The organism is Mesorhizobium shonense (assembly GCF_040545255.1).
Classification (GTDB): Bacteria; Pseudomonadota; Alphaproteobacteria; order Rhizobiales; family Rhizobiaceae; genus Mesorhizobium; species Mesorhizobium shonense.
The window spans coordinates 205,544-216,186 of record NZ_JBEPLM010000007.1; the positions used below are offsets into that span (position 1 = coordinate 205,544).

Consider the following 10,643-nt stretch of genomic DNA (forward strand, 5'->3'; position numbering starts at 1 on the left):
CGAGGCGGCGCTGGCTGCCATGGAGGCGCAAGGCCAGGAGCATAGTGACAAGCGACAGCAAGTCGAAAATGCTAGCCGGCAGGCCCGGTACGAGGTGGAGCGTGCACGCCGCCAATACGACGCGGTTGATCCCGAGAACCGGCTTGGCGTCGGTGAACTCGAGCGACGCTGGAACGAGAAGCTGACCCACCTGGGCGAGCTTGAGGAGGAGCTTGACGGCGCGGCCGCTCTGCAAGCGCCAACGGTCTCCGCCGGCGATCGTGCAAGACTGATGGCTCTCGGGAAGGATCTCGCCCAGGCATGGGACAGCCCGGGTGCTTCGACCGAGACGCGCAAGAAGATCATTCGCTTGTTAGTCAAGGAGATTATCGCCGATGTCGTGGACGACAGTCTGGCGCTCATCATCCATTGGCAAGGCGGCGATCACACGCGTCTCATCGTGAGGAAGAACAAGGTCGGGCAAACCCGCTGGACCCGCCAGATGTCGGATCTGTCGATCCCCGCCCGGAAGGTTTGCGGCGGCGTCTGGCGTTATCAGGAATTGCTGGCCATCCTGGCCGATCCCGGTCATCCCCAACACGCCGAACGCGTCGAAGAGTTCGGCGACGAGTTCGATCCGGACGAATTCGCCCTTGACGTCACAAATGCCGCACTTACCTCCCGGTTCAGGATGAAAATAGCCGCAGCCCGACAAGCCACTCTGCCGCCAAACCTCAGAAAGGGAGTAATTACCCCGGGCAGTGAATTCTTTGTAAAAGTCGTTTGGGTCATTACTCCGTCATGGGTATCTGGTATACTCCGTCGTGGGTATCTGTTGCAAAGGCAGGGATACGAGAGTTAACATGCGTTCCTCACATGCATTCAAGGGGATAGCCATTGGGCTCTTGCTGTCGATCCTATTGTGGATGGCAATCGCTTACGGCTATTTCCATATGTTGAGCCGCGATAATACAGTTCAGGTAATACGCCTCCACAATCTGGCGACAGATCAAGTCGGAAAAATCGCGATTAAACCGGACGACGGCAAAGGAGTGAGGCCGTCTACAGCGGCGCAGCCCTAGAGCAGCAAGGCTAGACATAATTCAATTGGCTGATTATGCGCCTCACAATACTTCGAAAGAAGTAGACCGGTTTAATCCGATGCGCACTACCTCACCCGCAGCTGGTGTTGATAAACTCACCCTCAAGTAATCTCGCCGCCGCAATCAGGCATTGACGCTGTGGCCGGTCGTTCGTTCTGATTGTTTGGAGTTGCCCTGTTGGAAACGGGTGAGTTCATGCATCGTAATGTTCCGCTTTATATTTCACTGACCGCCGCTGTGGCTTTGACTGTGGCGGCGGCGCGGGCCGAGGATGGCCTCAACTATACGATAAGCCCGCAGGATAAGCTGAGCGTTCGCGTCTACGACTGGCAGCAGGCGGATGGGACATTGCGCGAGTGGCCTGCGTTCAATGGACAGTTCGTTGTCGGAAGCGATGGGCGGGTGGAGTTGCCGCTGATCGGGCTCGTCGATGCGGTGTCGCGCAATGCGCCGGAAATCGCCGTCGATGTTGCGAACAGACTGCAGGCCCAAGTCGGCCTCATCGCCAAGCCCAGTGTCATCGTCGATATTGCAGAGTACCGGCCCTATTACGTGATGGGCGATGTCGATCACCCCGGTGAATTTGCGTTCAAACCGGGGCTCACGGCATTGAAGGCCTACAGTATCGCCGGCGGGTTACGGTTGATACAGGCAACGGCGTGGCAGCCGGCGCACGACCTCCTTTCGGCGGCGGGCGATATGCGGACGCTGTCGCAAAGAATCGACGAACTCAAGGCAAAACGTGCGCGGCTTGGCGCTGAACTTGCGGGTGAGTCCGCGGTCTCCTTTCCACCCGAACTTGGTGCAAACTCGAAATCTCTCGTGGAAAGAGAGCGCCAGCTTTTTGAAGTGCGGCGCAACGCATTGCGCCAGGGTCTCAACTCACTTGCCAGCCAGAAGGCGCTGAACGAAGAGGAGGTAAAGGCACTTCAAGGGCGCATTGCCGTGAAGGCAGATCAGTCTCAAAGGATTGAGGCCCAAATCGAACGCACGAAGGGCTTGGTCCAAAATGGCCTGATCACGACGGCACAGATCTTGACTCTCCAGCAAGCACTCTCTGACTTGCAGTCGCAGCAGCTTGATATCAATGGCCGCATCTTCATTGTCCGCGAACAGATCTCCAAAACCGAGAAGGACATGCTCGACTTACAATCCTCCCGGCAGCAGGAAGTCCTCGCAGATATGCAGGCGACAGAGGCAAGCCTGCAGGAGGCTGTGAACCGCATCCAGACGCTCAGCGACATTATGGGCCAAGCGCAGGCAGCTATTGGGACTCTTTCACTCGCTAACCCATTGCACACGGCAAGCGATATTCGATTCACGATCAGACGCAGGCACAGTATCCTCACGTTTGATGACGGCCGCGACCCTCCAATCGAACCGGGCGACATTGTCACAGTCGAGCGGACCGGCAGCCAGGCGGCCGGCGGCCCGCAGTCGGCGGCACAGACTGCGATCGTCCGGGCGGATGGGAAAAGCCCGGCTGGCGTGCAATGAGTGAGAAGACCAAGGTGGCCCCCGACCGGGGGAACTGGAGCCATTCGGATGATCAAAGCACGAGAGCCGAAGCTTGGCAGGCCTGTGTGGCTATCTGGTACCCTGCCCCTGCTGGTGGCAGGCGGGCGGCTGCACAGGCTGCCTGGGGTGTTACGCTTTACGTCAACAATCAGGTCGACTGCTCGGATGCCCAGGGCATGCCCTATTGCACGATCGGAGCGGCCGTGGCCGTTGCCAATCCCGGCGACACGGAAAGCGACGGTCTGGACAGGGCGGCACAAGCTCAGGCACGTCGAGACTTTCTTAAGAAGGGCGCTTCGCGGCGGTGACGCCCGCAGCCATTACACTTCTGCTCGGCACAAGTTTGAACTCGGTCCGGGCGTCTTTGCCAACGCCCACTGGCCCCCTTCATGTCGACGGCGGTGATCTGTCGCCGTGGTGCGCCTGAAGTAACCCTCCTAGGCGAGCAGTAAACTGCTCACGAAGTTGTCATCCTGGAACTGATCGACATGGACGCCGGTGAATGTGATGTGGTCGCCGCCGCCCAGCGTAGCCACGACGTTCGAGCCCTGGTTCGTGGCCACCTGCTGGAACTGGCTGGCGTTGTTGATGCCGAAATCCCTGAGATCGAGGACATCGCCGGTGCCGGTGCCCGCCACGAAATTCATGACGGTGTCCTGCCCGTCTCCCTTGTGGAACACGAACAAATTTTGCTGGTTGCCGGCGACGAGCAGATCGTTGCCTTTGCCGCCGATCAGCGTGTCGTTGCCGCCAAGGCCCCACAGATAGTCCGCGCCCGTCGTGCCGTTCAGGACATAACCGCCGTTGACGATCGTCGGCGTGCGCCCGGCGGGCGTCGGGACAAAGTAGGAATCCACCAAAACGGGAGTTGCGGTTGTCCCGCTGAAGCTGCTCACCTTGTAGAACTCGATCAGCATGCCCTGGTCGGTGACCGTCACCAGGTTGGCGCCGACATTGGGGACGGTCTTGCCGGCGCCGCCGAGGCCGGTGGTCGTGTAGGGAAGGTAGACGCCGTCGCCATTGTCGTCCCGGTTCTCCCGGTAATAATTGTGCTCGTGCCCGGCAAAGACCGCGTTCACACCCCATTGCTCGAAGGGCCACCGCATGGTGGCAGTGTAGGCGCTCGGATTGTACGGCGTGTGATGGAAGTAGGCGACGTTGAAGGTCGCGTCGGAGCTCGCAAGAAGGTTTTGCATCCATTGGCCTTGCACTGAAGTATAGCTGCGGCTATCCGGTTCCTGCATGTTGCTGTTGAGGGCAAAGACGGAGGGATTATCATTCCTTTCGTAAACTATTGAAATAAATGAATAAGTTAATACAACTCTTCCGATACCCTACTAGCAACCCTAGTCTGATCTTCTCTCCATGGCAGCGCTGACGCCCAGGTTAATCATGCACTGACATTCAAACCGGAACATCTCTTGGGGGGGGGTCAGCGCAGATACTAACACGCCCTACCACTTCTCAGTTCACAGCACGGCTGCTAGATGGCAGTAAAGGTAGGCCAAGCTCCTTCAATGACTCATTGTGCCTCGCCGTCGCCTCCGCGATCTCCCTCATCGACACGCGCCGAGTCTTCAGGTTCGCTGCTGAGAGGACAGACTTCTACGAGCACTACTTCAGATCGAGCGGATGGCACTCGTACTTGAGAAGCGTCGCGGGTACCGGTGCAAGACACGATCGAATGAGCATAACGCCGGGAGCCTTCATGAGGATGCCGGTGCCGATCCCTAACTCGGCGTGCCAACTCCAGGACATACCGCCCTCTATCGAGCGCTGCATTTATACACGACCCACCCCCACCATTCTCGGCTTCCTGGGTCCAGCCGTCAGGCCAGCAGCCAGTCCGAGCCCAGATGGATTTCGAACAACCGGCCATCAGCGACCTGGTCGACGCCGTAGTCGGCGACGTAGAGGCTCATTTGCTGTCCGTCGTTCGGGTCGGAACTTGGTGCCAGCTCCAGACCCTTGGGCCTCACCGCCACCCCGGTAATCGGGTTTGTGTAGGCCGGCGAGTTGAGGACGCTGATTGTCGAGATGATGTCGCCGTCGTGATCCATCTCCCAGATATTCGGGCTCAATCCGGAGGCGACGAAGAAGATGCCGTGAGTTGGATCGTAGGCCAGCGCCTCCGCGTCATGCATCACCGAGGGGAGATTTATGGTTCTCACCAGTGCCCCATCGCCAGTCAGTTCGTACATCAGTTTCTGGTGGCCACCGAGCTCGAAGATGTGGCCGGTCGTCGGATCGAACCGCAAGTCCTCGCTGTCGTCCTGCCCCAGGGATGCCGTGTCGAATGATCCAAGCTTGACCGATGGATTGGCCGGGTCGACCCAGAACACCTCCAGCTGATCGTCATCGGAGATATACATATGGCCGTTGGACGGATTGATCCCGAGGCCGGTGGGCTCGAAGGTGAATGACTCCACGCTGTATCCCTGAATAGCACCGGTGGGACCGATCGAGAACAGGTTGGTCTGGCTGAACCACGGTCTCTCATCATGTTCCGAGTCGGCAATGAACAGCTTGTGAGAGACCGGATCATAGGCCAGGCCGGAGGGATCGCCGATACCAACCCCTGCCGCATCGACATCGCGGAAAGGGGCCGTGGCGAGGTCGGTCACGGCGACGACACTGGCTTGAATGACGGGGTTTGGATCGTTGTCGTAAATCGTACCAGTCGCCGTAGTGTCTGCGATGAAGGCACCGTTTGCGGAGTTCAACTTGAGGCTAAAGGATTCCGTGTTCTCGGTGAACGTGTCGTCCTTGAGCGTGAGCGCAAGGTCCAAGGAACTCTGGCCGTCAGAAATGGTCACTGTACCCGTCGCCGGGCCGAGCAGGTCATTGGCGGCGGTGGCGGTGCCGTCAATGATCGAGTAGCTGATCAGAATGTCTTGAGACGCAGCATGGTCGAGACTGAGGTGGAAGGTAATATTGGCGCCCGGGCCTTCGGTTTGCGCGGCATCGGAAATGCCCAGGGCCGGCATGGAACTGGTGCCGATCACGTAGGTTACGGCGAGCTTCGGGTGCACTGAACCCTCGGAGGAGTCTAACCTCCAGGCGTCGGTAGAACCTGTGCTGATCAGCCAGCCCTGGTTTGCAGCATTGAGTTCAGCAGCAGTCGTACCCGCTGTTGCCCAGGCGCGCAGGCTTGCGGTGACATCAACCGTGGTTGGTCCGAGAGCGGTCTGCCCCACAGTCACGTCCGCCACGGACAGGGCCTCGACGCCATTGGCCTGGACGCCTCCAACCATCGAGTTCCAAGTCGCGCTTTCGGTCCAGTCGACCAGCATGCGATAGAACGCACCATTGGCCGCCGACGCAGATTCGTTGTTCGTCTGTAAGGTGAGGATTGCCGAGGTGATGGTGGCACCCACTGGGATCTGCCCCGGGCCCGAACCAAACAAATTGTCGAAACCGAGCAGCGCTTGCTTGGCATTGGCGACGCCGGCATCGGCTTTGTCGACGCTCACTGCGACGTCGGAGCCGAACGACGTCGTGGGCTTTGCCTGATCCAAGGTGGTGTCCAGGGTGGCCGCATAGCCGTTCAACCCATCCTGGAATACTACCGTCGTGGGGGCGGGAATGGCGTTCACCGTCAGTTCGGCCGATGCCGCTGCGCTGTAGTCGTGGCCATCGAATGCCCGGTAGGTAAAGCTGTCGGTCCCGATGAAGCCGGCAATGGGCGTGTAGGTGAATGAGCCGTCCGCGTTGAGCGCCAACGTACCCTTGCTGGGGCCGATGAGCAGCACCGCCTGCAGCACGTCGTTATCGGCATCACTGTCATTGGCGAGGACGCCATTGGCAGCGCTCTTCGTCAGGGTCGAGCCGGCATTCAAGCTGTAGACATCGTCAGTGGCTACTGGAATGGCGTTGGGCGAACTGACCACCAGACTGACAGTTGCCGTGTTGCTATAGGCTGTCCCGTCGAAGGCCTTGTAAGTAAAGCTGTCGGTTCCGGTGAAGCCGGCAACTGCCGTGTAGATGAACGAACCATCACTATCGAGGGTCAGGCTGCCATTGGCAGGCCCCGTCTGCAGGACGGCCTCGAGCGGGTTGCTGTCGGCGTCGCTGTCATTGGCGAGGACGCCCCCCGCCCTGACGACGCTAAAATCCGTCCCGGCCGTGACATTGTAGCTGTCATTGGCGGCAACAGGTGGCGTGTTGTCGGAGGTAACCGAGAGCGTGACGGCGGTAGCGGCGCTGTACGCGGCCCCATCGAAAGCCTCGTAAGTAAAGCTGTCCGGGCCAGTGTAACCGGCGGCGGCAGTGTAGTCGAAGGACCCGTCGTCCAGCAGATGGAGCGTCCCGTGCGACGGGCCTGAAATCAACACGGGTTGGAGGGCGCTGCCCTCTGCGTCGTGATCATTGGCTAGGACGCCTTGCGCCACCGACACATTGAGTTGCACGCCGGCTTTGGCTGCATAGGCGTCTGCGCTAGCAACCGGCGCGTCGTTGGTGCCGGTGATGGCGACATTGATTTGCTGGGTGGCCGACCCGCCATGACCGTCCGACACCGAAATCGTGTAGGCGATGGTCAAGACCTGGCCCTGTCCTAGGAAGTCAAAGGCTTGCGATCCGGAGTCGAATTGCCAGCCGAGGTTATGCGAGTCGCCGGCGTTGGCAGCAAGCCCCGTGGCCGGAGTGAGCTTCAACAGTCCTTTGACATCGGCTTCGACGAGGCCGCCGGTCGCGCCAGTCAGAACCGCCTTGGTCACAGTTGAACTGACGGTCTCGGAGGTATCGACATCGGTCACCGTAAAGTTGCCGGCAGCCGTAAGCGTGGCATTGGTTTCGGTCAGGTTGGCGCCTGCACTGTCGCCGCTGCCGATCGAGATCACCGGATTATCGTTAACGCCAGTGATGGTAAAGGTAAGCGTGCTGCTGCTGGTATTTCCGAGTTGATCGTTCGCCGTATAGCCGAATTTCTCGGTTACGACCGCTCCCGCGGCCAAGGCCTCAGCCTTCGCCAAGTCGGCTGTGTAGCTGTAGCTTCCATCGGCATAGACCGTAAGGGTCCCGTAGAGGCCCTCAATGGTAGTCGTCGAGCCCACCAGCTTGGAGGTGCTGCCATACTTGATCCACTTTAGCGCGAAGGTTTCCGTGTCGTTGGCAAGCAAGTTACCAGTGACCGTGGTATCTTCGAGAAGACTTGCGGTGTCCGCCTTGGCTTTTATTGTCATTTTACCCTCGCCGTCGCGATTGAAGCCACGCGGTGGGTAAGTTTAGTCCTTATCCGAGCCGGTTTAAAGGCAGCGTGCATCCACCAAAGGAGGTATGGCAACTGGACTGGGGTTTCCGAAACTGTCACCAGCCGACCAAGTCATTATTGCAGCTGTAATTTTTGAACCTCTGCAAACTCCATAGGCCCTGCAACTGCCTTTAGCAGCGTTTGTGCAGCCCCGATGCTCTGTCCTGCACAGTCGGGAAAACCCTGCACAAGCAATTGTCGGGGCATGCCGCAACGCCTCGCGACTTGATCAGGCAGTTGGCCTCTACGAATGCTGGGTGTCCGTACCCGGCAAAACCCCCATGCGCAGCCAATCCCTGATCCGGCCCTCGATGCCCTAGGCCTCGGTATTGAGACGTTGATCTTGAAGCGCGACGGTCTGGAGGTGGCGGGATGCCAGCTCAGTGAGATCAATCTTGACGAGATGATCGAAAAATGCCGGCACTTCGGTTCCTAACAACTCCTTCTTCTCGTCACCTACCGCTTCAATCAACGCAGCATAGTAGGCATGATCGCTCTTGAGGTCGGTATCGACAACAGAAAACCGTCTCTCTTGCGGCCTGAAGGCACGATCGATTTCAACTGCGAGTGGATGCCGGCCATCTGGCTCGGGTCTACGCCGGACTCGATGATCGACGACGAGCTGGAAGAAAAACACCCACTGCTTGGTGCCGGAGCGAGTCACCTGAAGATAGAGATTGCCGCCATCTGATAATACGCGAGATAACGGAAACATATTAACATTGTTAATCGAATGGAAGGCCGTGCGAGACAGCTTCGCGCAGCGTCCTTGAGCGTGCATGCTGGAGGATTAGCTACAAAATCCTACGACCATTATCTCCATAATGAGCCAGCTTCGCTTCCGCGTTACCCGTCGCTCACTGCGCTCGCTCGGGACGGCGCGAGCGCCGGCGACGATGTCGAGCCGAAGAACTCCGGCGCGATGTCGACCAATGTCTCAGACCTGGAGCTGGGTTATGATGGCAGCACCGCGCAGACTGACGGTCTTCGTTTCACTGGGATCAACATTCCTCAAGGCGCCATCATCACCAGGGCCTACATCCAATTTCAGGCCAACGAGGTGAAGACCGGCGCGGCGTCACTGCTGATCCAGGGCGCTAATGTCGACGACGCGAGCGCCTTCACCAGCAAAGTCTTCAACGTGTCGTCGCTTCCCAGAACGACGGCGTCCACCGCCCTGGACGGAAGCGGGGTCAAGCATCGATTGATGGACCAGTAGCTGAATTGCCATCCCGGGCAGGGTGGCCGCGTGGAGATGAGATCACCGATCTTGGCAGCGGCTTGGTCCGCGCCGTTGCTGTTGCCGCGGACGCTGGTTTCGACAGCCGGGCTGCCGCCATCTTCCGGGCTCGCTTCTCCTGTCGCCGAAGCCCTTAGCGTGCTGTCACCGTGGTGTTCACCTGCGTCCGGAGCGCTGGTTCCGGACAATGGTATCGGCCCGTCATCAATTGTCTGAAGGCCTTTGGAGGAAGACCAGGAGCCAAGCCAAGTCATGGCCTGTTCAACAACATCCCCACCGCCCGCAATTCCGGAAATCTGAACAGATTTGGACATATCGGATCTCCTTCACTGCTGACGGCACGCACCGCCCAGACTCAGCCTGGTCGGGCAGCGAGCGTCTCAGCAACCTCCAACCGATCGTGCTCAATTGGGCGCCGTCGCCATGACCGATAACCTGACACGACCGACGCGCAAGAACCTTCCCAATTCGGAGCGACGAGCGCGACCTTTGAGATTCGAAGACGGCAGCCGGGTCTCACCTGGCGCGCATCCAATGCCACCTTGCAGCATGCTCACGACGCGCCGATGGCCCACGCGACCGTCTTCGCGCGCAGCCCTAGGCGAAGAACCCGCATGGGCAAAAGTGACAAAAGTCATGAGGCTCGATCCTACTCCGTCCCGCTAGTAGGCCAGCTTGAACCTGATTCATTCCAAATTGCCGCACCGAGATCTGGAATCAATTCATCTCAAGTGCGCCCACGCGATATATAAACTGCCACGACCTCAGTCACGACGCCTCATGAATTCTAGTGTTATTTCAGGCTACTTTGCCGCCATCCGAATGAGTAATCGATCAGACAAAAGGTTTAGCAAGCGTGGACCTGCTCTACGCGGACGAACTCCGGCAGGATTGCCGAAACAGAGCAGAGGCCGCATAGGACCGAGGTTCTCGAGGACTTTGTGTCGAGGATCGAAGTTCTCTTCGCTTGGTCGATTCGACGTCCATCAGGTCATCGAAATTCCGGACGCGGTCCGCGTCGAGATGGAAGCTATAAAATGGTAGGATGAGTTTCCTTCGTGAGCGGCCTTCGATGTGGCGCATTTGCGGCACCCGCCCCCGCTCACCCATCACAGTTTCTTTGGGCCGCCGCTTCTACTAGGCCGCGTGTGCCTGATCCGGCGAGGCTTGGGAGTTCGCGGGCATTGTTGCTTCGTCGAAGCCAAGGAAGCTGAACGGCCGATGTGCGCGGGCCTTATAAAAAGTGAGCCTGATTCATAAATAAGCTAAGCTTTTCCGCATTGTGCTATTATAAGCTGCCATGCCTAGATTTTTCTTCGACCTTTCCGATACCGGAGATGTCTATCACGACGCACGCGGAGCCCTCCTACTGGGCACTGAGTCGGCGAAGGAAAGGGCCCTCGAAATGGTCCGCAAACTGGTGGCCGGGCCGCCCCCCATTGAATACCGCGATCTGGTGTGTACGGTCCGCGACTTCAACGGCAGTCAGATCATGCAGATCAGAATTGAATTCGGAACGCCGGTGGTTATCTCGGAAACTTCAAACTAGCCC

The 10,643-nt window shown here is 58.7% G+C and carries 8 protein-coding genes; 5 read left to right on the forward strand and 3 right to left on the reverse strand.

From position 1 onward, the window contains the following. Positions 1-19 precede the first annotated feature (19 nt). From ABID26_RS19690 to ABID26_RS19700, 3 genes are all read left to right on the forward strand, one after another. Entirely contained in the window at positions 20-841 is an 822-nt protein-coding gene (locus tag ABID26_RS19690; RefSeq protein ID WP_292374260.1) for an IS1096 element passenger TnpR family protein, read from the forward strand. Between the two features lie 418 nt (positions 842-1,259). Beyond that, positions 1,260-2,579, forward strand: a complete 1,320-nt coding sequence (locus ABID26_RS19695; protein ID WP_292374262.1) for a polysaccharide biosynthesis/export family protein — start codon at positions 1,260-1,262, stop codon at positions 2,577-2,579. After that, complete coding sequence (locus ABID26_RS19700) at positions 2,576-2,908, forward strand: hypothetical protein (protein ID WP_292374264.1); 333 nt, start codon at positions 2,576-2,578, stop codon at positions 2,906-2,908. Before ABID26_RS19695 ends, ABID26_RS19700 begins: the two co-directional genes overlap by 4 nt. Positions 2,909-3,037: 129 nt before the next feature. Here the strand turns inward: ABID26_RS19700 and ABID26_RS19705 are convergent, their stop codons facing one another. The 3 genes from ABID26_RS19705 to ABID26_RS19715 all read right to left on the reverse strand — a co-directional run bounded on the left by ABID26_RS19705 (position 3,038) and on the right by ABID26_RS19715 (position 8,566). Then, the gene (locus ABID26_RS19705) at positions 3,038-3,796 is read right to left on the reverse strand and encodes a hypothetical protein (protein WP_354416059.1); all 759 of its coding nucleotides are present in this window, start codon (positions 3,794-3,796) and stop codon (positions 3,038-3,040) included. 633 nt (positions 3,797-4,429) lie between these two features. Further along, positions 4,430-7,783: an Ig-like domain-containing protein gene (locus tag ABID26_RS19710; RefSeq protein ID WP_354416060.1), complete on the reverse strand. Its 3,354-nt coding sequence runs from the start codon at positions 7,781-7,783 to the stop codon at positions 4,430-4,432. 384 nt (positions 7,784-8,167) lie between these two features. Then, positions 8,168-8,566, reverse strand: coding sequence for a hypothetical protein (locus tag ABID26_RS19715; RefSeq protein ID WP_292373393.1), 399 nt, complete (start codon positions 8,564-8,566; stop codon positions 8,168-8,170). A gap of 54 nt (positions 8,567-8,620) precedes the next feature. On the opposite strand from ABID26_RS19715, the gene ABID26_RS19720 reads away from it, so the two are divergent. Both ABID26_RS19720 and ABID26_RS37080 read left to right on the forward strand, forming a co-directional pair. Then, on the forward strand, positions 8,621-9,070 hold the full coding sequence (locus ABID26_RS19720) for a hypothetical protein (RefSeq protein WP_354416061.1): 450 nt from the start codon (positions 8,621-8,623) through the stop codon (positions 9,068-9,070). A 1,321-nt stretch (positions 9,071-10,391) separates the two neighbouring features. After that, the gene (locus ABID26_RS37080; RefSeq protein ID WP_435528589.1) at positions 10,392-10,640 is read left to right on the forward strand and encodes a DUF6894 family protein; all 249 of its coding nucleotides are present in this window, start codon (positions 10,392-10,394) and stop codon (positions 10,638-10,640) included. The last annotated feature ends 3 nt before the right edge of the window (positions 10,641-10,643 follow it).

Bases quoted from the DNA above. Each gene is read 5' to 3' on its own strand.
- ABID26_RS19700 (WP_292374264.1), top strand. From the start codon at position 2,576: ATGAGTGAGAAGACCAAGGTGGCCCCCGACCGGGGGAACTGGAGCCAT.
- ABID26_RS19705 (WP_354416059.1), bottom strand. From the start codon at position 3,796: ATGCAAAACCTTCTTGCGAGCTCCGACGCGACCTTCAACGTCGCCTAC.
- ABID26_RS19710 (WP_354416060.1), bottom strand. From the start codon at position 7,783: ATGACAATAAAAGCCAAGGCGGACACCGCAAGTCTTCTCGAAGATACC.
- ABID26_RS37080 (WP_435528589.1), top strand. From the start codon at position 10,392: ATGCCTAGATTTTTCTTCGACCTTTCCGATACCGGAGATGTCTATCAC.
- ABID26_RS19690 (WP_292374260.1), top strand. From the start codon at position 20: ATGGAGGCGCAAGGCCAGGAGCATAGTGACAAGCGACAGCAAGTCGAA.
- ABID26_RS19715 (WP_292373393.1), bottom strand. From the start codon at position 8,566: ATGTTTCCGTTATCTCGCGTATTATCAGATGGCGGCAATCTCTATCTT.